This is a genomic window from Microbacterium sp. Se63.02b (assembly GCF_014171575.1).
GTDB lineage: Bacteria > Actinomycetota > Actinomycetes > Actinomycetales > Microbacteriaceae > Microbacterium.
Genome location: NZ_CP050453.1, coordinates 387,763 through 409,934, shown reverse-complemented (window position 1 = coordinate 409,934; position 22,172 = coordinate 387,763). Strand labels below are relative to the sequence as shown.

Genomic DNA, 22,172 nt, shown 5'->3' with positions numbered 1-22,172 from the left:
GCGACCTCGTCCAATCGGCGCAGGGTCAGCCGTTCGAGCAGCCGCGCCCTGGTGGACTCGCCGATGAAGCGGCTCACCGCGTCTCCTCGGCGCACGTCGTCGGTGCGGCAGGTGATGAGCAGCAGGATGCGCCCGCGCCCGAGCGCCCGCAGCAGGAAGGAGAGGATGGCGAGAGTCGACTCATCCGCCCAGTGCAGGTCTTCGACGACGAGCACCTGGGGGCGCGCTCGGCCGCTGCCTCGATGAGCGAGGCGATCGCGTCGCGGAGTCGCTCCGGGCTCGTGCGGTCACGGTCGGCGGGGGCGTCGACCAGTTCGGGCAGCAGCATCCCGAGAGCCTCGGCGCCGACGCCGACCGACTCGTGCACCCGATCCACCCCCATGCGGGCCACGATCGAACGGAGGATGCCCGTGAGCGGACCGTACGGTGTGCGGGCGGCTCCGAGGTCGAGGCACCACCCGGCGTGCACGTCGGCGGTCTGCTCTATGCCCGCCGCGAACTCGCGCAGCAGCCGCGACTTGCCGATCCCGGCCTCGCCTTCGACCAGGAGCGCCGCCGGCATGCCGTCGCGCACGCCGGCGAACAACCGGCGCACCTCGGCGAGCTCGGCCGCGCGGCCGACCATCTCGGCGCTCGGAGCGGAAGGGGGCATGGATTCATCGTCCCACTCCCGACCGACATTCGGGCCGGGCCGCCGGCCGGGTTCCGCGACGACACCGCTCACCGCGCTGGCGCCGCCGTTTCGCAGACCTTCGTCGAACGTGCGGTCGCCGTGCGGGAGCGGTCGACGCCGAGCACGCGGTCGAGCATCCGACGCACCGCTCCCGCCGGACGCGGCACGATCTGGTCGGCATGCTCGATGAGGAAACGCCGCTGCGCGGCCGCGCGCTCCATCTGCTCTTGCTCGAACTGGGTGATCTGATGGGTGAGGTAGGGGTGCTCGTACATGGGTTCTCCTCGACGGTTCGCTGTATCCCTACACTCCGCTCTGAGGTACCCCGTCGGCATCGGACGGTTTCCCTATCTTCTTGGTGCGGTCGGCTAGGGATGCCGCGCGCGCGCGCCGGCGGTGCCTGGCGCAGGAGAGTCGGACGCGCCGATGGCCGGGACTGCGCCGGCGTCAGGATCGCCAGGACCCGCACCATGGTCAGCATCCACAGCAGTCCGAGTCCGACGATCACGGCTTCGACGGCCGTGACCGAGTACAGCCCGAACGGGATCCACAGAGCGAGGGCGACCACGACGAGCACCGCGACGCCGATCGAGGTGATCAGCAGAGCGCGGGGTCTGCCGGGGATCGCGACCACGGTGGCAGCGGCCGCAGCGGCGAAGAGCACCAGTGTCGCGAAAGCGGCGATGTCGTGCGGCACGGGCACCCTGTGCAGCGGCAGCAACCCGACGGCGGCCAGGGCGACCCCGCAGGCGGCCCAGAGGGCGACGATACCGGCGATGCGCCCGACCGCGGGATCACCCAGCATCCGATGCAGGTCGCGTCCGATGTACGACCCGACGGTCGCGACCAGCAGACCGGCCACGACGAGCGTGCCGTTGAAGGCCCACGACCCGCCCAGCTGCGAGAAGTTCTGCTCCCACCAGAGCGGATCGGCCGCCGTGACCATGGCGAAGAGCGTGCCGATCGCGAGGAAGCCGAACAGGAGCGCGGCGAGATCGGTCGTGCGCAGATCGATGCCCGCCCCGAATGCCGACCGCCCGCCGACCGCCGCGGCGACGCCCGTGAGCAGTCCCCCGCCGATCGCTCCGAGCCGCAGCCCCTGGAGCCCTGCCGCGAGCACCTCGGCGGTGAGCAGCACCCCCATCATCGTGACGGCCCCGAAGGCGATCGTGAGCGCGAGTGACGACAGGTCCGACACCACCGCCTGCCAGCGCGGCATCGACGCCGTCTCGCCACGACGGTGCATCAGGGTGCTCGTGAGGAATGCGGCAGCAGCGACGGCCGCGGCGATCGCCGCGGCCGGCATCGCCAGCGACCCCTCTCCGGTGAGCGGCCGCGGGTCGCCCCGCAGGAGCAGGACGCCCGCGGTCACACCGACGACGAAGCAGAACGCCGTCGCCCACACGGCCCTGGTCTCGCCGCGCAACCGCTCGTCCCGCTCCATGTGCTCATGCAAGCACGGGCAGCGGACACCCGAAAGCCCGGGCGTCAGGCGTCGACGTCACCGCGCCACGCGCCGGTCTCGACCCCGCGTCCCTCGATGAACTCCTTGAAGTTCTGCAGGTCCTTCTTCACGGCATGCGAACCCGCGCCCACCAGTGAGCCGAGCTTCTCGAGCAGACCCTCGGGCTCCCAGTCGAGCTGCACCGTGACCCGGGTGTTCGTGTCGTCGAGGGTGTGGAAGGTCACCACTCCGGCATGCTCCGTCTCGCCGCCAACACTGTTCCACGCGACCCGCTCGTCGGGGTGCTGCTCGGTGATCTCGGCGTCGAACTCGCGCGTCGCCCCGCCGACCTTCACCTTCCAGTGCGTGTGCGTGTCGTCGATCTGCGTGATCGACTCGACCTCGTCGAGGAACTTCGGGAAGCTCTCGAACTGCGTCCACTGGTTGTACGCCGTGCGGACGGGAACGTGGACGTCGATGGTCTCGATGATCTGCACCATGGGATGCTCCTCACTGTTCGTCGTTCGTGTGTTCCCATTCAGCCGGTGATCGCGAGGATCGGCGACGGGGTTGACATCCGCCGCCGATCCCGCGACCCTCGTCGGCTGCCCGACATCCGAGCGAACATCACGTCGATGTCGGCGGCCGTCGCACGACTAGCGTTGAGGTCATGCGCATCCCCGCCGCGATCCGCGCCTCAAGCGCTCCCCGCTGCTGCAGGTCGTGAAGTCGGCCGCAGCGACGATCGCGGCGTGGCTGATCGCCGGATGGGTGTTTCCTGCGCAGCTGCCCGTCTTCGCCGCGATCGCCGCCCTGCTCGTGGTGCAGCCCAGCGTCAACCAGTCGCTGTCGAAGGCGCTCGAGCGCAGCATCGGGGTGATCGCGGGCGTCATGATCGCCGTCGCGCTGGGGCTGCTGCTCGGCTCGCCCAGCTGGATCGTGCTGCTCGCGATCGTGGTGGCCATGCTCGTGGCCTGGATCTTCCGCGCCTCCCCGGCACCGGCAACCAGGTCGCGATCTCGGCGATGCTCGTGCTGGCGCTGGGCTCCTCCAGCCCGGAGTACGCGTTCGCGCGCATCGTGGAGACGTTGATCGGCGTGGTGATCGGCATCGTGGTGAACGCGCTCATCGTCCCACCGGTGCTGGTCGCGCCCGCGCGCCGCGACGTCGGCCTGCTCGGTCGGGAACTCGCGGCGAGCCTCGACCGGTTGGCGGTCGCACTGCCCGAGCCGCAGACGCCGGCGAAGCTGCAGGAGCTGATGCTGGAGGTGCGCCTGCTGCGCCCGATGAAGGACGCCGCTGACGCGTCCATCGCGGCGGGGAGGAATCGCTCACCCTGAACCCGCGGCGCTCGACACACCGCGCGGAACTGCGTGAGCTGCGGGCCCTGCTCGAGCGTCTCTCGCCCATCGTCACGCAGACGATCGGCATGACGAGGGCGTACTTCGACCACTACGACGACACCCTCGGCGACGAGCCCGTCGTATCGGCCATCGCCGAGCAGCTGCGCAGGGCCGGCCACGACGTGCGGCTGGCCGTGCAGGTCGCGGAGGCCTCCCCGAGCCCGACACGCTGACATCGACCATCCCCGCGCTCACGGCGCCGCTCGTGGTGCGGCCGCCCTCGTCGCAGCACTGGATCCTGATCGGCTCGCTCCTGGAAGACCTCCGTCGCATCCGCGGCGAGCTGCTGGACGAGGACTGAGCCCGCGTACCCTGAGAGCATGTCCGAGATGACCGTGCCCGAGGCTCTGGGCGAGCTCGCGGCCCTGGAAGATCCGAAGGTGCGCGCCGCAAACGAGAAGCGCGGCGATGACCACGGCATCAACCTCAGCCGGATGCGCGCGCTCGCGAAACGCATCAAGACCGACCAGCCGCTGGCACGCGAGCTCTGGGCGACCGGGGAGACACCGGCGCGACTGCTGGCCCTGTTGATCTGCCGCCCGCGCGACTTCACCGCCGACGAGCTCGACGCCATGCTGCGAGAGACCCGCCCGCCGAAGGTGAACGACTGGTTCGTGAACTACGTCGTCAAGAAGTCGCCGCTCGCCGAGGAACTCCGGCTGCGGTGGTTCGACGACTCCGACCCAACGGTGGCCGCCGCCGCCTGGTCGCTGACCACGGTGCGGGTGATGAAAGACGCGGATGGCCTCGACCTGCCGCACCTCCTCGACCTGATCGAGCGCGATATGAAGGACGCTCCGAGTCGTCTGCAGTGGGCGATGAACGAGACCCTCGCGAACATCGGCATCTTCCACCCGGAGCACCGTGCGAGGGCGTTGGAGATCGGCGACCGGCTGCAGGTCCTCGCCGACTACCCGACCGCCCCCGGCTGCACCTCGCCCTTCGCGCCGCTGTGGATCGGCGAGATCGTCCGACGCCGCGAGGGCTGAACCGCGCCTCCCGCGGGTCCGGGTCGCGCTACGGAGGAGATCCTCGGTTCGGAGGGCCATATCCGCAATTCCCACCTCCGAACTGCGGATCTCCTCCGCACCACGCGCATCGACGAACTCCCCGATAGAGCACCTACGCTGAGGACATGAGCACGCACATCGCCGCAGAGCCGGGCCAGATCGCCCCCATCGTCCTGTTCCCCGGGGATCCGCTGCGCGCGAAGTGGATCGCCGAGACGTTCCTCGACGACGCCGAGCTGTACTCGCAGACGCGCGGGATGCTCGGATTCACCGGCACGTGGGAAGGGCACCGCATCTCGGTGCAGGGCTCGGGCATGGGGCAGCCGTCGATGGCGATCTATGCCAACGAGCTCTTCGACTCCTACGGCGTGCAGACGATCGTCCGGGTGGGGTCGTGCGGTGCGCTGACCGAGCGCGTGAAGGTGCGCGACATCATCATCGCCAGCGGCGCGTCGACCGATTCCGGCATCAACCGCGTGCGCTTCCACGGACTCGACTATGCGCCCGTGGCCGACTTCGGACTGCTGCGCGCGGCGGTCGAGGCGAGCGAGGACGCCGAGCTCGAGTCGATCGTGCACGTGGGGCAGCTGTTCTCGAGCGATCAGTTCTACAGCACCCGCCCCGAGCTCATGGAGCCCTTCGTGCAACACGGCATCCTGGGGGTCGAGATGGAAGCGGCCGGCCTGTACACGCTCGCGGCGTTCCATGGTCGGCGCGCCCTCGCGATCTGCACGGTGAGCGACCACATCGTCACCGGCGAGGAGACCACGGCGCAGGAACGCGAGCAGACCTTCGGCGACATGATCCGGATCGCGCTGCGCGCCGCGACCGCCGCCTGATCAGCCTCGCAGGTCGGCATCCCCGCCGGATGGGATGATCGGAAGACCATGACTTCCTCCCCGCGGCTCGATCCCGCCATCGTCCAGGACGCCGCGGACCCGGACGCCGTCTACCTCGCCTTCGTCGAATGGGCGGAGAGCACGGGCATCAGCCTCTACCCCGCGCAGGACGAGGCGACCATCGAGATCGTCTCGGGCAACAACCTGATCCTGTCGACCCCGACCGGCACCGGCAAGTCGCTCGTCGCGGTCGGCGCGCACTTCAGCGCTCTCGCGGCGGGGCGCCGCAGCTACTACACGGCACCGATCAAGGCCCTCGTGAGCGAGAAGTTCTTCGCGCTGGTCGACGTCTTCGGCGCCGAGAACGTCGGCATGGTCACAGGCGACTCCTCGGTCAACGCCGACGCCCCGATCATCTGCTGCACGGCGGAGATCCTCGCGAACCTCTCCCTGCGTCAGGGCACGGATGCCGACGTCGGGCAGGTCGTGATGGACGAGTTCCACTTCTACGCCGACCCCGACCGCGGATGGGCCTGGCAGGTGCCGCTGCTCGAGCTCCCGCAGGCGCAGTTCATCCTGATGTCGGCGACCCTCGGCGACGTGACCGAACTCGCGGCCGACCTCACCCGTCGCACGGGCCGCGAGACGGCGACGGTCACCGGGGTCGAGCGCCCCGTCCCCCTGCACTTCTTCTACGAGACGACGCCCATCCACGAGACGATCGACGACCTGCTGAACACCGGGCAGGCGCCGATCTACGTCGTGCACTTCTCGCAGGCCGCAGCGATGGAGCGTGCGCAGGCGCTGTCGAGCACGAAGGTCGCCACCCGCGAGCAGCGCGACGAGATCGCCGCGCTGATCGCCGAGTTCCGCTTCACGACCGCGTTCGGCAAGACGCTCTCGCGCTTCCTGCGTGCGGGGATCGGCGTGCATCACGCCGGAATGCTGCCGAAGTATCGGCGCCTGGTCGAGCAGCTCGCGCAGCGCGGGTTGCTGCGCGTGATCTGCGGCACCGACACGCTCGGCGTCGGCATCAACGTCCCGATCCGCACGGTGCTGCTCACCGCGCTCACGAAGTTCGACGGCACCCGGATGCGGCAGCTGAACGCCCGCGAGTTCCACCAGATCGCGGGGCGTGCCGGTCGCGCCGGGTATGACACCGCCGGCACGGTCGTCGCGCAGGCTCCCGAGCACGAGAGCGAGAATGTCGCTGCGGTCAAGAAGGCCGGCGACGACCCGAAGAAGAAGCGCAAGATCGTCCGCAAGAAGGCGCCGGACGGCTTCGTGTCGTGGGGCGAGCCGTCGTTCCGCAAGCTCATCGACGCGGTCCCCGAGACCCTGACCTCCCACATGCAGATCACGAGCGCCATGATGTTGAACGTGATCGCCCGCGGCGGCGACGTCTTCGCGAATATGCGCGCGCTCGTATACGACAACCACGAGCCTCGGAAACGGCAGCGCGAACTCGCACTCCGCGCCATCGGGATCTACCGCACGCTCCGCGAATCCGGCATCGTCGAGAAGACGCCGGAGGGCGATATCCGACTGACAGTCGATCTGCAGCCGAACTTCGCACTCAACCAGCCGCTGTCGCCGTTCGCTCTCGCCGCGTTCGAGCTGCTCGACCCCGATCCCACCGCCGGCACGGGGACGGGCTCCTACGCGCTGGACATGATCTCGATCGTGGAATCGACGCTCGACGACCCACGCGCCGTGCTGAGCCAGCAGGAGTTCCTCGCCCGGGGCGAAGCGGTCGCCGCGATGAAGTCGGAGGGCATCGAGTACGACGAGCGGATGGAGCTGCTCGAGCAGATCACGTATCCGAAGCCGCTCGACGAGCTTCTGACAGCCGCATTCGAGACCTTCAGCGCCGCCCAGCCGTGGATCCGCGACTTCGAACTGCACCCGAAGTCCGTCGTCCGCGACATGTACGAGCGGGCCATGTCGTTCGGGGAATATGTCGCCTACTACAAGATCGCGCGCTCCGAGGGCGTGGTGCTGCGCTACCTCTCCGACGCCTACCGCGCGGCCTCGCAGACCGTTCCGGAGGAGTTCAAGGACGAGGATCTGCGTGACCTGATCGAGTGGCTCGGCGAGCTCGTCCGGCAGGTCGACTCCAGCCTGCTCGACGAGTGGGAGGAGTTGATCGCCGGCGTCGACAACGGACGCTTCGACCCGCACGCGCCCGACGAGCCGATCGTGCCGCCCGCTCCGAAGCGGCTCACGAGCAACATCCGCGCCTTCCGCATCCTCGTGCGCAACGAGCTGTTCCGACGGGTGCAGCTGGCGGCGCGGGAAGATCTCGACGGCCTCGCTGAGCTCGACCCCGGTTTCGGCGCCGATGCATGGTCGGACGCCCTGGACGGATACTTCGCCGAGCACGACGAACTCCTCACGGGCGCGGATGCCCGCAGCTCGAAGCTGCTGATCCTCGATGAGGGCGCGACGGCGTGGACGGCACGGCAGATCCTCGACGACCCCGCCGGCGACCACGACTGGGCCATCACCGCGACGATCGACCTCGCCGCCTCCGACGAGGCAGGACAGGCCGTCGTGACCGTGACCGCGGTGGACCGGCTGTAGCGCCCCTCGACGTCAGGCCTGCATGACCGCGAGCACGTTGCCCGCCGGGTCGCGGAACCACGCGATGTCCGGGCCCTGACCGTTGCCGCGCACGATGCCGCGCGAATCCGAGGGGAACTCGTCGTCGCTGTAGATCTTCGTCTGCACGCCCCGTTCGATGAGCTCGTCCACCGCGGCGTCGACGTCCGCCACCGGGAAGTTCAGGATCGTGAAGCTCGCCGGGGTGTGGTTCGGCTTCGCGTACACGAGGATCGACCCGCCGCTGGGCAGCCGCAGGTCGAGGAACCCCATCGCGTTGACCTCGACGTCGAGGCCGAGGGTCGTGCCGTAGAACTCTTTCGCCGCGTCGATGTCGTCGACGCTGAATCCGCTGAACGCGTTGTCCGTTGTGAAGGCCGCCATGCTTCCATGGTCCGCCGTCGCCCGGCGGTTGTCGAGGGGGTCATCGACGGACGCGGGCCGTGAGACCGTCCGTCACCCGCAGCGGGTCGAACAGGGCCGCGAGCCCGCAGCGCACCAGGAGCGCGTGAGCCGCCACACAGATCGCGATCACCACCGCCGTCAGCGCGATCGGACCGACCGCCTCGAGCACCGGTGTCGTCCGCCACCCGGCAGCGCGCACCCCCGCGTCGATCAGCGCGAGAGGGATCATGTGCAGCACGTAGATCGGCAGGGTCCGCCGGCCGAACCAGCGCAGCGGTCGCGCGACGACGTCGACATGCCGGTCGAGGAGCACGCTGAGCGACACCCCGAAGGCCACCGCGACCAGGCACAGCAGCGGCCACGTTCCGGGCACGAGGCGGATGCCGAGCACGGAGACGACCGCGAGTGCTCCCGCATACACCGCGGCGAGCGCGAGCGCGACGCCCGGGCCGCTGACCCTGGCGAAGCGCTCGATCAGTCCGCGCAGCCGCAGCCCGACGAGGAAGAAGAACAGGTTCTGCACCAGCTGCCACAGGTTGCCGAGATCCGGAAGGAGACCCGCACCGGCGACCGCCGCGACGACGAACGCGACAGGCAGCACCCCGGCGGTCGGGAGGCCGCGCGTCGCCCGCCCGACCACCAGGTACATGGCGAGAGCGAGCAGATACCAGAGGTTCGTGGGGCTGATGGTGAGCTGCGCGAGCAGCTCCCACCCGTCGGTCGCCCGAGCCGTGTCGAACTCCGGCGCCAGCGCGAGCACGACCGTCTGGATGAGCACCCACACGAGGTAGAGCAGCGCGAGCCGCGCGGCCCGTCGTCGCCAGGAGCCGCCGCTCGCCGCGGAGACCGCCCGTGCGGCGAACATTCCGGACACGAGGAAGAACAGCGGGATGCGCAGCGGCAGCAGCTGGGCGTTGAGCATCACCCAGGCATCCGTCACCGGACCCGCGCCGGGGATGCCGACCGCGACCTTCGTGACCACGTGCCAGAGCACGACGAGCAGGATGCAGATGCCCTTCGCGACATCCGGCCAGCCCAGACGCGGCGCACGGACCTCTGTCACGACGCCGCACGCACGAGCCGCGCCACCAGGTCGACGTACGGCACCCCGACGGCGGCGAACATCCGCGGCACCTGTGATGCGGCGGTCAGCCCCGGCATCGTGTTGACCTCGTTCAGCACCGGCCCCCGCTCGGTGAGGAAGAAGTCCATGCGCGCGACCCCGTCGCACCCGAGAGCATCGAACACGGCGATCGCGGCCCGCTTGAGGGCGGCCGTCTCCGCCGCGTCGAGCACGGCCGGGACCGTGAACCGCGCACTGCCGTCGTACTTCGCAGCCGTGTCGAACAACCCGGTCGCGTGGATCTCCAGCGGGGGCGCCGCCCACCGCACACCGCCCTTCTCGCGCAGCACCGCGACGTCGATCTCCCGCCCCCGCACCACCTCCTCGACGAGGATCCGCCGATCGAATCGCGCCGCCTCCCGCAGAGCCGCGAGCAGCTGCCCCTCCTCTGTCACCAGGCTCACGCCGTGGCTCGATCCTGCCGACACGGGCTTGACCACGACCTCTCCCTCGAACTCGACGTCGCCGATGTCCTCCGCCGCGACCAGCCGTCCGCGCGCGGTACCGAGGCCCACGGCGTCCGCCACCAGCTTGGTCGTCCACTTGTCCATGCCGATGGCCCCGGCCCGCAGCCCCGACCCCACCACGGGCACTCCGGCGAGCGCGCACAGCGCCGCGAGGGCACCGTCCTCCCCGAGCGCGCCGTGCACCGCAGGGAACACCACGTCGGTGCGGGTGAGGAGCGGCAGAGCGAGGGCGAGCGACTCTGCCGGAGTCGCGCCGTTCGGACGCCCGTCCACTCGCCAGATCCCGCCGCGATCGATCGTCACGCTGGTGACCTCATGATCGCCCATCCGCAGCGCGGCCGCGACAGCGGCTGCCGAGGCCAGCGAGACCTCGTGCTCGGAGTTCTGCCCTCCGCCGATGACCAGCACGTTCGTCGTCATGCCACGCTCCTCTGCACCCGTGTGCCGATGCCGGTGACGACCGTGTGCGGGATGCTCCCTGCCCATCGCGCCCAATCCTGCACGGCGGGCACCGCTCCCCCGTCGGGTCCGAACACGGTCGCGACGGTGCCGCGGGGAACAGCACCGCGCCGGTGTCGACGACGATCTGGTCCATCGACACCCTCCCCACGATCGGGTGCCGCATCCCCCGATCTCGACGCCCGCATCCGGCGCCAGCTCCCGAGGGATGCCGTCGGCGTACCCCACCCCACGACGCTGAGGTGCGTCTCCCGGTCGGTGACGTGCGCGCCGCCGTAGCCGACGGCGGTGCCCGGGGAGGCGAGGACGCTGTGCACGACCGGCGCCGTCCAGCGGGACGCCCCGGCGAGCACGGTCCTCTCCGACGGGTCGATGCCCACGAGGCCGGCGCCGATCCGCACCATGCCGAAGTGCGTCGCCGGATCGGTCAGCGCACCGGAGGTCGCGGCGAGGTGCACGAGCACCGGTCCGAAGCCGGCCCGCAGCACGGCGTCGCGCCCCTGCCGCATGCGCAGCACCGCAGCCGCGTTCGCCGCCGGGTCCCCCTCGTCCGCGCGGGGCAGATGGCCCATCACCCCCACCACCTCGACCCTGCCCCGACCGGAGCGGGCGAGGCGGAGCAGTTCCGGCCACTCGTCGAGCGGACTCCCGCCTCTGGCCATGCCGGTGTCGAGGTGCAGGTGCACACGCACCGGACGCCCGGCATCGGCGATCAGCTGGCGCAGCTCCTCCGCGGAGCCGACCGCGATGTCGACCCGCTGCGTCGCGGCTTCCTCGGCATCCACGCCCGACGGATTCAGCCACGACAGGATCGGCACCGAGAGTCCCGACTCCCGGAGCGCGCGCGCCTCGCCGACATCTGTCACCCCGAGCCATCCCGCCCCCGCGGCGACCGCGGCCGTCGCGACCGCGACCGCCCCGTGCCCGTAGCCGTCGGCCTTCACGACGGCCATGATGCGGGCGGTCGTGGCCGCCCGCACGCGATGCACGTTCTCGGCGACGGCCGTCGGCAGCGTACACAGCGTGGGGGCATGCAGCCGCGAGAAGGTGGCACGCTGCGGTGCGAGAACAGTGGTCATCGGGTCATCCTCGGGTCGGCGGTCGGATCGGCGAGCATCTCCGGGCACCCGTCGTCGACGGCGTCTGAACGCAGTTCGTAATGCCACGGTTCGTTGGCGTAGATCTGGCACAGCCCGTAGCGCGATCCGCGTTGCGCGAGCCAGTCCAGCGCGGGCCACGGCCCCAGGTCGACCGCATCGCCCGTCACGTGCTCCGAGGTCTCCGGCGTCGCCACCCAGCGGCGGGCCTCGTCCTCCGACCCGTACTGCACGATCGCGTCCTGCAGCATCCGCTCCTGCAGCGCGGGAGAGCGCCATCCGCTGTTGACCCGGAACGTGATGCCGTCCGCGTCGGCGTCGGATGCGGCGCGCTGCAACGCCTCCCGCAGCGCGGGATCGAGGTTGCCGATCGCGACCCGGTCCACATCGAACACGGTCGGCTTGTCGTCGTCGCGGATCACGCCGTCGGCCTCGCTCGGTGCGATGACCGAGCCGGTGACGTCTCCGCTGTCGTACTCCGGAGTGGGTGAGGGCGCCGGTCCGGTGCGGGTCGCGTCGGCGAAGGCGACCGACAGCGACTGCTGAAGGCCGAACGCGAGGACGACCACGGCGACCGCAGTGGCCAGGGTGACGACGACCCGACGGCGACGGCGCGCTCGTGGGGGATGGGAGGTGGTGCGGGTGTTCATGCTCCCAGTGAAGAAGGGGCGCGGTTGCCGGGGCGTATGCGCTTTTCCATATGCTCCCGATATGCCGCACTGCGTAGGATCGCAGCCATGCGTGTGCTGATCGTCGAGGACGAGCCCTACCTCGCCGAGGCGGTGCGCGACGGCCTGCGCCTGGAGGCGATCGCGGCCGACATCGCCGGCGACGGCGACACCGCGCTGGAGCTGCTGAGCATCAACGCCTACGACATCGCCGTGCTCGACCGCGACGTGCCCGGTCCCTCCGGCGACGACATCGCCCGATGGATCGTGGCCTCGGGCAGCGGCATCCCGATCCTGATGCTGACCGCCGCCGACCGCCTCGACGACAAGGCGACGGGTTTCGAGATCGGAGCCGACGACTACCTCACCAAACCGTTCGAGCTGCGGGAGCTCGTGCTGCGCCTGCGTGCCCTCGATCGACGACGCCAGCGCAGCCGTCCGCCTGTGCTGGAGGTCGCCGGGCTGCGTCTGGATCCGTTCCGCCGCGAGGTGTACCGCGACGACCGTTACGTCGCCCTCACCCGCAAGCAGTTCGCCGTGCTCGAGGTGCTCGTCGACGCGGGCGGCGGGGTCGTCAGCGCCGAAGAGCTGCTCGAACGCGCCTGGGACGAGAACGCCGACCCGTTCACGAATGCCGTGCGCATCACGGTCTCGTCGCTGCGCAAGCGCCTGGGGGAGCCGTGGCTGATCCTCACCGTGCCGGGTGTCGGGTATCGGATCGGGACGGATGCGGATGCCTAGGCGCCGCGGGATGAGCGCCCGCCTCAAGCTCACGCTCAGCTATGCGGGGATCGTCGTGGTGTCGGGGCTGCTGCTGCTCGCCGCGGTGGCCCTGTACCTGCTGCGCTACGTCCCTGACGTGCAGATCCCGGTGCTCACCGACCTCCGCGTACCGAACCGGTCCGACCTGATCCGCGCCTTCGTGCCGGTCGCCGCGACGGTCATGGTCGTGCTGCTCGCGCTCGGCCTCGGCGGGGGATGGCTGCTCGCCGGACGGATGCTGGCGCCGCTCGAGCGCATCGGCGACGCGGCTCGGCTCGCGGCGCAGGGATCGCTGTCGCACCGGGTGAGCCTTCCGGGACGCCGTGACGAGTTCCGCGACCTCGCCGACGTGTTCGATGCGATGCTCGAGCAGCTCGAGGCGCATGTGGCTGAGCAGCAGCGCTTCGCCGCCAACGCCTCGCACGAGCTGAGGACGCCCCTCGCGATCTCGCAGACCCTGCTCGAGGTCGCGCGCGACGATCCGGATCGCGATGTGGATGCGCTGATCTCCCGCCTCCGAGAGGTCAACACACGCGCGATCGATCTGACCGAGGCCCTGCTGCTGCTCAGTCGCGCGGATCGTCGGACGTTCACCCGCGAGATCGTCGACCTCTCGCTTCTCGCGGAGGAGGCGGTGGAGGCACTGGTCCCGCTCGCGGATCGCCGAGGCGTCGCGGTGGAGGTGGGTGGCGCTCCCGCCCCGGTGCTCGGATCGGCGGCCCTGCTGCCGCAGCTTGTCACGAACCTCGTGCTCAATGCGATCGTGCACAACCTGTCGTTCGGCGGCTCGGTCGCGGTGCGCACGCATACGATGCCGCACGCGGTCGCGCTCGTGGTCGAGAACACGGGCGAGGTGCTGCCGGCCCACCGCGTGGCGACGCTGGTGGAACCGTTCCAGCGCGGTGCCGAGCGCACCCGCAGCGACGATCATGCCGGCGCGGGTCTCGGCCTCGCGATCGTCGACCGCATCACGCAGGCGCACGGCGGCACGCTGGTGCTCACCCCGCGCAGGGAGGGGGCCTGATCGTGACGGTCTGGCTGCCGCACCCCTACCCCGCACCCCTCGGCTGACCCGTCCGCTCCGCCCCGGTATCCTCCCGCGAGTGCACGGATGTCGGAGGGATTCACGGATGTCGGACCGGAACGCGGTCTCCGGTCCGACATCCGTCCGCTCGCCCGACAGGTGGACGGAGTCGGGGTTCAGGCCACGCGAGGATCGCGCGTCGCGGCCAGCTCGCGGCCGAAGGTGCGGGCGTCGGCCTCGGCGTTCTCCTTGAGCTCGCGGGCGGTGTCGGCGAACGCATCGAGCGCCGGGTTCACCCCGACCAGCGTGAACGGACGCTGCACCACGCGGAGGTCGAGGCCCCACACGTCTTCGAGCACGCGGCGCAGCCAGCCGGTCGAGTGGTCCCAGCCCTCCTTGGGCGAGCCCTCCGCGTAGTTGCCGCCGAGCACTGTGACGAGCGTCGCGGGCTTGCCGTTGAGCGCCGTGCCTGTCGGGTCGATGCGCGAGTCGGTGTAGGCCAGGTCGAACCAGGTCTTGAAGTGCTGCGAGACCCCGTAGTTGTACAGCGGCACGGCGATGAGCAGCGCGTCGGCGCTGATCAGCTCGTCGGCGAACGACGTCGCGAGCGCGCGGGCCTCGTTCTGTGCGGGGGTGCGCTGCGCCTCGTCGACGAAGCCGCCTGTGACGGCATCCGCCCACGCGGTCGCCGGCACCGGGTCGCTGGCCAGGTCGCGGCGGAGCACGGTCGAGTCGGGGTGGGACGCGGTCCACTCGGCCTCGACGATGTCGGCGAGCGCGCGGCTGGCGGACGACGCGGGAAGGATGCTGGCATCCAGGCGGAACAGGGACATGGGCCTACCTCTCGTTTTCGTAGTCACTAGCTTTTTATGAGCGACATTGGTTAACGTAGCACGGGTAGGATGTGGGCATGGCCGAGGTCGAGGAAGAGCGTCAGGTGTGCGACGCCGCCGTCACACTGGCCTTCAGCGTGCTCGGAAAACGGTGGAACGGCATGATCGTGTCGTCGCTCGGAGGCGGGCCCTCGACCTTCGTCGTCCTTCGCCGCGCCGTCGCCGGCATCAGCGACACCGTGCTGTCCGACCGACTGGCGGAACTCGCCGATGCCGGGCTCGTGGCCCGCACGGTCGACCCCGGCCCGCCGGTCACCGTGTCGTATGCGCTCACCCCGAGCGGGACCGGCCTGTTGCCGATCCTCGATCAGCTGGGGCAGTGGGCCTCGGCGAACCTCGCCGAACGCGCCCACTGACGCGCACTCGCCGTCACCAGGGGCTGGGCTCGTAGTCCTTCAGGAACACGCCGTGGATGTCTTCGCCGGCCTCGCCGCGCACGATCGGGTCGTACACGCGGGCGGCGCCGTCGACGAGGTCGAGCGGGGCGTGGAAGCCTTCTTCGGCCAGGCGCACCTTCGTGTAGTGCGGACGCTCGTCGGTGATCCAGCCGGTGTCGACCGCGGTCATCAGGATGCCGTCCTTCTCGAGCATCTCGCCCGCACTGGTGCGGGTCAGCATGTTCAGAGCCGCCTTGGCCATGTTCGTGTGCGGGTGCCCAGGACCCTTGTAGCGGCGGGAGAACTGCCCCTCCATCGCCGAGACGTTCACGACGTACTTCCGGTGCGACGACGACGCGGCCATCGACGCCCGAAGACGACTGATCAGCAGGAAGGGCGCGGTGGTGTTCGCGAGCTGCACCTCGAGCATCTCGAGCGGATCGACCTGCTCGATCGACTGCACCCAGCTGTTGACGCGGTTCACATCGGGCACGAGTCCTCCCGCGTCGATGGCCGTGCCGTCGGCGTGCTTCTCGAGCGACGAGGAGCCGGGAGCCATGGCGAGCCTGGCGAGGTCTTCGGCCGTGAGGGCCTGCCCGCCCTGCTCGGCGACCGTGCCGCCGAGGGCTGCGACCGAGAGCAGCGGATGCGCATCGACGGAGGCCTGCAGCGCCTGCGGATGCGGGTCGGCGGTGTGCCCGAACGTCTCCATCTCGGGCAGCGGTCCGTCGGGCAGGGGCTGCAGCTCGGCATCCGCGAGCAGCGAGTACGCACCGGGCGAGCGGCGAACGGTCTGGGCCGCGTTGTTGATGAGGATGTCGAGCGGACCTTGAGCCGCGACCGAGTCGGCGAGGCCGATCACCTGGGCGGGGTCGCGCAGGTCGATGCCGACGACGCGCAGTCGGTGCAGCCAGTCGGCCGAGTCGGGCAGGGCCGAGAAGCGGCGCACGGCATCGCGAGGGAAGCGAGTGGTGATCGTGGTGTGCGCGCCGTCGCGGAGCAGCCGCAGCGCGATGTGCATGCCGATCTTGGCGCGGCCGCCCGTGAGCAGGGCGCGCTTGCCGGTGAGGTCGGTGCGGGCGTTGCGCTTGCCGTGGCTGAAGCGCGCGCAGTCGGGGCAGAGCTGGTGGTAGAAGGCGTCGACCTGCGTGTACGGCTGCTTGCAGATGTAGCAGTTGCGCGCTTGAGCAGCTCGCCGGCGATCGGGGCGTCCACGACACTGGTCGCGAGGTCGTTGCCGCGGGTCTCGTCGTCGATGCGGTCGGGTGCTCCCGTGGCGGTGCGGGCGACCACGGCCTTGTCGGCTTCGGCGATCGCGTCGCGGATCTCCTTGCGGCGCACGCGCTTGACGGCCTTGAACATCGCGGCGGTCGCGTGGCGCACGGCGACGAAGTCCGGATGCTCGTTGTCGATCTGGTGCAGCTCGGAGAGGACGCGAAGAGTCGTGGCGAGATCGTCGGGGTCGACGCCCGGTCCGAGGTCGGGTGCAGCGTCGGAGGGGGCGTCGGTCATTGTGCCGATTTTACGCGAGTGTCCTGGGCATATGCCCCTCCTCTCCTCTCCCCTCCCGAGCATCCGTCCTGCCGCCGAGTGCACGGCTTGTCGTCGAGTGCACGGCGTACCGACGCACGGAAGCCGTGCACTCGGCAAGAGGCCGTGCACTCAGCGACACCGCGTATCCCTTGATATGCAAGTCTCCACTTGCCTATCATGAACGGATGACCGATCTGTTCCACGCACTCGATGACGAGACGAGGCGCCTCATCCTCGACGAGCTGTCGGTGCACGACGGACAGACCCTGTTCGAGATCTGCACCACCCTGACCATGCGCCACGGTGTGACGCTGACTCGACAGGCCGTCTCGCAGCACCTCGCCGTGCTCGAGTCCGCGGAACTGATCTCCACGGAACGACGCGGACGATCCAAGTTCCACTATTTCCACCCGGAGCCTCTCGCCCGCATCGCCGAGCGGTGGCCGTACACACGGAGCACCCCATGAGAATCGAACTGACAAGCATCTTCGTCGACGACCAGCGCACGGCTCTGGCGTTCTACACCGACGTGCTCGGCTTCACGAAGCACCACGACATCCCCCTCGGCGATGCCGCATGGCTCACGGTGCGGTCGCCCGAAGCGCCCGACGGACCGGAGCTCCTGCTGGAGCCCTCCGGGCACCCGGCGGTCAAGCCGTATCGCGATGCTCTCGTCGAAGACGGCATCCCGCTCGCTCAGTTCGCCGTCGACGACCTCGCCGCCGAGCATGCGCGCCTGACCGGACTCGGCGTCGTCTTCACCCAGCCGCCGACCGATATCGGCACGGCATGGGTCGCGGTGCTCGACGACACCTGCGGCAACCTCATCCAGCTGATCCAGATGAAGGCCGCCTGACCCGCCCCCGCCCCTGCCGCGGAGTCAGACCAGGGCGTGCTGGCGACGGAGCGCCGTGAGCACCGTGCCGTTCACGCCCGCCCACTCCCCGAGCGTCGCGGGCACGATGGGCGGAACCCGGTGGAACGAGGCGCGCGCGCTCACATACCGCGCCGCGAGCGTCACGAGCTCGTGCGGCGCCTGGGCGAGTCCGCCGCCGATGACGATGCACCCCGGGTCCACGAGGGCGCAGAGGGTGAGGATCGCCTCGGCGAGCGCCGACGATGCGCGCTCGACGATCGCCGTGGCCGCGGCATCCCCGGCGTTGCTGGCCGCGAGCAGCTTCTCCGGACCTCCCGCACCCCGGCCTTCGCCCAGGCTCTGCGCAGAGCGGGGGCGCCGATGATGGTCTCGAGGCAGCCGCGCCGTCCGCAGGAGCAGAGGTGGCCGTCGGGCTCGATCGTGATGTGGCCGAGCTCCCCAGCGGAGCCGTGCGCCCCGGGCACGACGCGTCCGTGCGCGACGTGCGCCCCCGCGATCCCGGTGCCGAGTGCGAGCACGAACACATCGTCGATGCCGGCGCCCGCACCCCACGAGGCCTCCGCGACAGCCGCAGCGTGGCCGTCGTTGATCACATCGACGGGGACGCCGAGTGCGCCGCTGAGCTGGGCACCGAGCGGACGGCCGTCGAGCGAGGGGATGTTGGTCGAGCGCACGACGACGCCCTCCGCCTCGTCCACGAGCCCCGGGATCGACAGCACCACGCGCTCCAGGTCGGCGTCGCCGCGGAGGGAGTCCACGATGGCGGACAGCCCCTCGACGGGCGCGGCCTTGGGCGTCGAGTGTCGGCCGCGGGCGAGCGGTGTCGGAGGAGCGTCCATCGATGCCAGGGCGGGGGCGAGCAGGTGCTTCACGCTCGATCCGCCGACGTCGAGCCCCAGGACGACAGGTCCCACGTGGCTCACACCCCTGCTCGTTCGGCTCGGTCCTCCCGCGGTCACTGCGTCATCACCAGGGCGGCCGCTCGGGCCTCCCCGCCGCAGCGCCTGCTTGTCGGGGTCGGGCACGGGGACCGACGCCAGCAGGCGTCGACTGTAGGGGTGCTGCGGGGCGAGGAGCACGTCATCCGCGGAACCGGTCTCGACGATCTCGCCCTTCAGCATCACGGCGACCCGGTCGGAGATCTCGTGCACGACCGCCAGGTCGTGGCTGATGAACAGGCAGGCGAAATGCATCTTCTCCTGCAGGGTGCGCAGCACGTCGAGCACGGCCGCCTGCACCGACACGTCGAGAGCCGAGGTCGGCTCGTCGGCGATGATCAGCTCGGGCTCCAGCGCGATCGCCCTGGCGAGGCCAATGCGCTGGCGCTGGCCTCCCGAGAGCTCGTGCGGGTAGCGGGAGGCGTAGTTCGTCGGCAGTTCCACGGCGTCCAGCAGCTCGGCCACCCTGGTCCGACGCCCGGCCGCGGTGGTCGAGACGCGTCGACGCTGCACGAGCAGCGGCTCGGCGATCGCCTCCCCACGGTCATGCGGGGGTCGAGGCTGGAGCCGGGGTCCTGGAAGATCGCTCCGACACGTCCGCGCAGCGCGCGCTCGCGACGCCCGGAGACTCCTCCGCGTCCGACTTTCTCGCCGAACAGGGTGATCGAACCGCTCGACAGCGGCAGCAGACCGAGCGCCGCACGCCCGAGAGTCGACTTGCCGGAGCCGGATTCCCCGACCAGCCCGACGATCTCGCCCGGTGCGATCGCGAGGCTCACCCCGTCGAGCGCGAGGAACGGACGCCCACCGCGGCGGTACGTCACACTCGCGGCATCGAGCTCGAGCACGGCGGCCGGCACCTCGGTCTCGGGCTCCCGTTCGATCACGGTCGCGATGTCGGGCAGCGAGGGCACGGCGCTGAGCAGCTTCTTGGTGTAGGCCTCGCGGGGTGCGGTGAGCACGGTGCGCGTGTCGCCCACCTCGACCATCGTGCCGCGGAACATCACGGCGACCCGGTCGGCGATGTCGGCGACCACGCCCATGTTGTGCGTCACCAGCAGGAACGCGGTGCCCGACTCCGCGGCGAGCCGCCGGATGAGGTCGAGGATCTCGGCCTGCACCGTGACGTCGAGCGCGGTGGTCGGCTCGTCGGCGATGATCAGCTGCGGCTCGCACGCGAGGGCGATCGCGATGACCACGCGCTGGCGCTGCCCGCCGGACAGCTCGTGCGGGTAGCTCTTCGCCCGACGCGCAGGGTCGGGGATACCCACGCGCTGGAGCATCTCGACCGCGCGCTTCCAGGCCTCCGCCTTCGAGATGTCGCGGTGGTTGAGGATGGCCTCGGTGATCTGGTCGCCGATCCGCATGCTCGGGTTGAGCGCGGTCATCGGCTCCTGGAACACCATGGAGATCTCGGCGCCGCGCACGGCGTTCATCTCGGCTTCCGCGAGCGGGAGGAGTTCGCGTCCGGCGAGGGAGATCGACCCGGTGACCGTCGCCGTCCGCGGCAGCAGCTTGAGGATGGCCATGGCCGTGACCGACTTGCCGGAGCCTGACTCGCCGACGAGCGCCAGCACCTCTCCCGGACGCACCTCGAGGTCGATGCCCTTCACGGCCTCGACGGATCCGTCCTCGGTGCGGAACGTGACCTTCAGGTCGGAGACCGACAGCAGTGCGTCGCTCATGCGGCACGCCCCTTCACGTCGAAGAAGTCGCGGAGTCCGTCGCCGATGCTGTTGAAGGCGCAGACCGTCAGCACGATGCAGAATCCGGCGGGGAAGATGAGCCACCAGGCGCCCGCGTACGTGTAGGTGATGCCGCTGGTGAGCATGGCGCCCCAGTCGGTGGCCGGCTTCTGCAGCCCCATGCCGAGGAACGAGATGTAGGCGACGAGCAGGATCGCGTCGGCGACCTGGAAGGTGGCGTTCACGACGATCGTGCCCACGGTGTTCGGGACGATGTGCTTGAGCACGGCCCGCGAGTGGGTGCCGCCCATCGCTCGCAGCGCCAGCACGTACTCGCGCGACTTGAGCGAGATCGACTCGGCCCGCACGAGACGGGCCGGGACGAGCCAGGAGACGAGGCCGATCACGCAGATCATGAGCGGGACGCTCGGGCGCAGGATCGCGGAGAGGATCAGCAGCAGGAAGGTCGCCGGGATCGCGATGCCGGCGTCGACGACGCGCATCATCACGGTGTCGACGGCGCCGCCGACGTAACCGGCGATCGCGCCCCAGAGGGTGCCGATGACGGTGGCGAGGATGCCGGCGGCGAGCCCGATCAGGATCGAGATCTGGCCGCCGACCATGAGCCGTCCGAGCACGTCGTACCCGACGTCGTCGGTGCCCAGCGGGTGGCCGGGGCTCCCCGGCGGCAGCATGGTGCTGCGGAGGTCGGTGTGGATCTGATCCGTCGGATGGATCAGCGGGCCCAGGAAGCAGAAGAGCAGGAACAGGACGATGGTCACGATGCCGAAGACCGCGAGCTTGTTCTGCAGGAAGCGGCGCATGCCGCGCTGACGCGGGGTCAACGTGCGCATCACGATGGTGGTCGTGCTCACGAGAGCTCCTCTCGGGTGCGCGGATCGAGCAGCGCCTGGATGATGTCGGCGAGGAGCGATCCGATGACCGTCGCGAGCGCGATCACGAGGATGCAGCCGATCAGCACGGGGTAGTCGGAGGTCTGGGCGGAGGTCCAGAACAGCAGCCCCATGCCGGGGTAGTTGAAGAGCGACTCGACGACGATCATGCCGCCGAACATGACCGGCAGGTAGTAGCCGAGCATGGCGATCACGGGCGTGAGCGAGTTGCGCACCACGTGACGGGTGATCACGACGGGCACCGAGGTGCCCTTGGCCCTGGCGGTGCGGACGTAGTCCTCGGACAGGTTGTCGATCGTCGCCGACCGCATGTACCGCGAGAAGGTCGCGATGATGCCGAGCGCGGCGGTGAGCACGGGGAGCACGAGGCCGGCGGGGTTCGCGAGCACGTCGCCGACGGTCTCGCCCTGCGGCGCCTGGGCGGGCACGAGCCGCAGCCACTGCGCGAACACGATCACGAGGATGAGCCCGAGGAAGAACGACGGCGTGGAGTAGACGATGAAGTTCACCGTCGTCAGTGCGTAGTCGGCGGCCTTGCCGCGGCGCACGGCCTGGAAGATGCCCATCGGGATCGCGATGATCAGCGCGAACAGCATCGAGATCAGGGCGAGGATCAGCGTCTTCGGAAGCCGCTGCCCGATCGCGTCGGCCACCGGCCTGTTCAGCTTGAAGGAGTCCCCGAGGTCGCCCTGGACGAGTTGGGCGAGGAAGTGGAAGTACTGCTGCCACAGGGGCAGATCGAAGCCGTTCTCCTTGTTGAAGGCGTCGATCTGCGCCTGCGAGGCCTGCATGCCGAGGATGCCGGCGGCCGGCCCCTGCGGCATCGCGAGGTGGAGCAGCGCGAACACGATCAGCGTCACGATGAGGATGACGATCCCGCCCTGGCCGACCCGTCGCAACAGGTACCACCAGAACCGGGGGCCGCCGGCCCTCTCCTTCTTCTGCTGCTGCGCGTTCTGCGCTGCTTCCACCACGCTCAT

Annotated in this window: 25 protein-coding genes and 1 pseudogene; 11 read left to right on the top strand and 15 right to left on the bottom strand. The window is 70.1% G+C overall.

The window, feature by feature from the left end; translation table 11 throughout:
- Positions 1–73 precede the first annotated feature (73 nt).
- Genes G4G29_RS02075 through G4G29_RS02065 form a run of 3 tightly spaced genes read right to left on the bottom strand, consistent with a single transcriptional unit; the run spans position 74 to position 2,617 of the window.
- Positions 74–652, bottom strand: coding sequence for an AAA family ATPase (locus tag G4G29_RS02075; RefSeq protein ID WP_183151670.1), 579 nt, complete (start codon positions 650–652; stop codon positions 74–76).
- Positions 653–656: 4 nt separating this feature from the next.
- Positions 657–2,117: a hypothetical protein gene (locus G4G29_RS02070; protein WP_244632327.1), complete on the bottom strand. Its 1,461-nt coding sequence runs from the start codon at positions 2,115–2,117 to the stop codon at positions 657–659.
- Positions 2,118–2,161: 44 nt separating this feature from the next.
- Positions 2,162–2,617, bottom strand: a complete 456-nt coding sequence (locus G4G29_RS02065) for an SRPBCC family protein (RefSeq protein ID WP_183151669.1) — start codon at positions 2,615–2,617, stop codon at positions 2,162–2,164.
- Between the two features lie 223 nt (positions 2,618–2,840).
- Here G4G29_RS02065 and G4G29_RS21060 point away from each other — a divergent pair, with 223 nt between their 5' ends.
- From G4G29_RS21060 to G4G29_RS02045, 6 genes are all read left to right on the top strand, one after another.
- Positions 2,841–3,209, top strand: coding sequence for an FUSC family protein (locus tag G4G29_RS21060; protein WP_244632326.1), 369 nt, complete (start codon positions 2,841–2,843; stop codon positions 3,207–3,209).
- Positions 3,197–3,457: a hypothetical protein gene (locus G4G29_RS21055; protein WP_244632325.1), complete on the top strand. Its 261-nt coding sequence runs from the start codon at positions 3,197–3,199 to the stop codon at positions 3,455–3,457. The genes G4G29_RS21060 and G4G29_RS21055 overlap by 13 nt, the downstream gene beginning before the upstream one ends.
- Positions 3,458–3,546: 89 nt before the next feature.
- Positions 3,547–3,693, top strand: a complete 147-nt coding sequence (locus G4G29_RS21050; RefSeq protein WP_244632324.1) for a hypothetical protein — start codon at positions 3,547–3,549, stop codon at positions 3,691–3,693.
- Between the two features lie 147 nt (positions 3,694–3,840).
- Positions 3,841–4,509: a DNA alkylation repair protein gene (locus tag G4G29_RS02055; protein ID WP_183151668.1), complete on the top strand. Its 669-nt coding sequence runs from the start codon at positions 3,841–3,843 to the stop codon at positions 4,507–4,509.
- Between the two features lie 146 nt (positions 4,510–4,655).
- Positions 4,656–5,369: a purine-nucleoside phosphorylase gene (gene deoD, locus G4G29_RS02050; RefSeq protein ID WP_183151667.1), complete on the top strand. Its 714-nt coding sequence runs from the start codon at positions 4,656–4,658 to the stop codon at positions 5,367–5,369.
- Positions 5,370–5,417: 48 nt separating this feature from the next.
- Positions 5,418–7,952 carry a DEAD/DEAH box helicase gene (locus tag G4G29_RS02045; RefSeq protein WP_183151666.1) on the top strand — a complete coding sequence of 845 codons (2,535 nt, stop codon included), beginning with the start codon at positions 5,418–5,420 and terminating at the stop codon, positions 7,950–7,952.
- Between the two features lie 12 nt (positions 7,953–7,964).
- Here G4G29_RS02045 and G4G29_RS02040 read toward each other — a convergent pair whose 3' ends face one another.
- Genes G4G29_RS02040 through G4G29_RS02020 form a run of 5 tightly spaced genes read right to left on the bottom strand, consistent with a single transcriptional unit; the run spans position 7,965 to position 12,171 of the window.
- Positions 7,965–8,354 carry a VOC family protein gene (locus G4G29_RS02040; protein ID WP_183151665.1) on the bottom strand — a complete coding sequence of 130 codons (390 nt, stop codon included), beginning with the start codon at positions 8,352–8,354 and terminating at the stop codon, positions 7,965–7,967.
- A gap of 40 nt (positions 8,355–8,394) precedes the next feature.
- Positions 8,395–9,438, bottom strand: coding sequence for an acyltransferase family protein (locus G4G29_RS02035; RefSeq protein ID WP_183151664.1), 1,044 nt, complete (start codon positions 9,436–9,438; stop codon positions 8,395–8,397).
- A complete protein-coding gene (locus G4G29_RS02030; RefSeq protein ID WP_183151663.1) occupies positions 9,435–10,385 on the bottom strand; it encodes a D-alanine--D-alanine ligase in 951 nt (316 codons plus the stop codon). The genes G4G29_RS02035 and G4G29_RS02030 overlap by 4 nt, the downstream gene beginning before the upstream one ends.
- Positions 10,382–11,503: an alanine racemase gene (locus tag G4G29_RS02025; RefSeq protein WP_244632323.1), complete on the bottom strand. Its 1,122-nt coding sequence runs from the start codon at positions 11,501–11,503 to the stop codon at positions 10,382–10,384. Before G4G29_RS02025 ends, G4G29_RS02030 begins: the two co-directional genes overlap by 4 nt.
- Positions 11,500–12,171 (bottom strand): M15 family metallopeptidase, encoded by a 672-nt coding sequence (locus G4G29_RS02020; RefSeq protein WP_183151662.1) that lies wholly within the window; start codon positions 12,169–12,171, stop codon positions 11,500–11,502. Before G4G29_RS02020 ends, G4G29_RS02025 begins: the two co-directional genes overlap by 4 nt.
- An 87-nt stretch (positions 12,172–12,258) precedes the next feature.
- Between G4G29_RS02020 and G4G29_RS02015 the strand changes: the two genes are divergently transcribed.
- Positions 12,259–12,930: a response regulator transcription factor gene (locus G4G29_RS02015; protein WP_183151661.1), complete on the top strand. Its 672-nt coding sequence runs from the start codon at positions 12,259–12,261 to the stop codon at positions 12,928–12,930.
- Between the two features lie 10 nt (positions 12,931–12,940).
- Positions 12,941–13,975: a HAMP domain-containing sensor histidine kinase gene (locus tag G4G29_RS02010; RefSeq protein ID WP_274601208.1), complete on the top strand. Its 1,035-nt coding sequence runs from the start codon at positions 12,941–12,943 to the stop codon at positions 13,973–13,975.
- Positions 13,976–14,151: 176 nt separating this feature from the next.
- On the opposite strand, the gene G4G29_RS02005 is transcribed toward G4G29_RS02010, so the two are convergent.
- On the bottom strand, positions 14,152–14,808 hold the full coding sequence (locus G4G29_RS02005; RefSeq protein WP_183151659.1) for an NAD(P)H-dependent oxidoreductase: 657 nt from the start codon (positions 14,806–14,808) through the stop codon (positions 14,152–14,154).
- A 77-nt stretch (positions 14,809–14,885) separates the two neighbouring features.
- On the opposite strand from G4G29_RS02005, the gene G4G29_RS02000 reads away from it, so the two are divergent.
- Entirely contained in the window at positions 14,886–15,224 is a 339-nt protein-coding gene (locus tag G4G29_RS02000) for a helix-turn-helix domain-containing protein (RefSeq protein WP_183151658.1), read from the top strand.
- 13 nt (positions 15,225–15,237) lie between these two features.
- Here G4G29_RS02000 and G4G29_RS01995 read toward each other — a convergent pair.
- Positions 15,238–16,757, bottom strand: a pseudogene (locus tag G4G29_RS01995) (SDR family NAD(P)-dependent oxidoreductase).
- Between the two features lie 206 nt (positions 16,758–16,963).
- Here G4G29_RS01995 and G4G29_RS01990 point away from each other — a divergent pair.
- A complete protein-coding gene (locus tag G4G29_RS01990; protein WP_183151657.1) occupies positions 16,964–17,245 on the top strand; it encodes a metalloregulator ArsR/SmtB family transcription factor in 282 nt (93 codons plus the stop codon).
- The gene (locus G4G29_RS01985) at positions 17,242–17,634 is read left to right on the top strand and encodes a VOC family protein (RefSeq protein WP_183151656.1); all 393 of its coding nucleotides are present in this window, start codon (positions 17,242–17,244) and stop codon (positions 17,632–17,634) included. The genes G4G29_RS01990 and G4G29_RS01985 overlap by 4 nt, the downstream gene beginning before the upstream one ends.
- Positions 17,635–17,658: 24 nt before the next feature.
- Here the strand turns inward: G4G29_RS01985 and G4G29_RS23280 are convergent, their stop codons facing one another.
- From G4G29_RS23280 to G4G29_RS01965, 5 genes are read right to left on the bottom strand one after another with little or no spacing between them, the layout of a single operon-like run.
- The gene (locus G4G29_RS23280; RefSeq protein ID WP_258567248.1) at positions 17,659–17,913 is read right to left on the bottom strand and encodes an ROK family protein; all 255 of its coding nucleotides are present in this window, start codon (positions 17,911–17,913) and stop codon (positions 17,659–17,661) included.
- Positions 17,796–19,049, bottom strand: a complete 1,254-nt coding sequence (locus G4G29_RS23780; RefSeq protein ID WP_345941194.1) for an ROK family protein — start codon at positions 19,047–19,049, stop codon at positions 17,796–17,798. Before G4G29_RS23780 ends, G4G29_RS23280 begins: the two co-directional genes overlap by 118 nt.
- Complete coding sequence (locus tag G4G29_RS23270; protein ID WP_309491613.1) at positions 18,932–20,278, bottom strand: ABC transporter ATP-binding protein; 1,347 nt, start codon at positions 20,276–20,278, stop codon at positions 18,932–18,934. Before G4G29_RS23270 ends, G4G29_RS23780 begins: the two co-directional genes overlap by 118 nt.
- Positions 20,275–21,153, bottom strand: a complete 879-nt coding sequence (locus tag G4G29_RS01970; protein WP_244632322.1) for an ABC transporter permease — start codon at positions 21,151–21,153, stop codon at positions 20,275–20,277. The genes G4G29_RS23270 and G4G29_RS01970 overlap by 4 nt, the downstream gene beginning before the upstream one ends.
- The gene (locus G4G29_RS01965; protein ID WP_183151655.1) at positions 21,150–22,172 is read right to left on the bottom strand and encodes an ABC transporter permease; all 1,023 of its coding nucleotides are present in this window, start codon (positions 22,170–22,172) and stop codon (positions 21,150–21,152) included. The genes G4G29_RS01970 and G4G29_RS01965 overlap by 4 nt, the downstream gene beginning before the upstream one ends.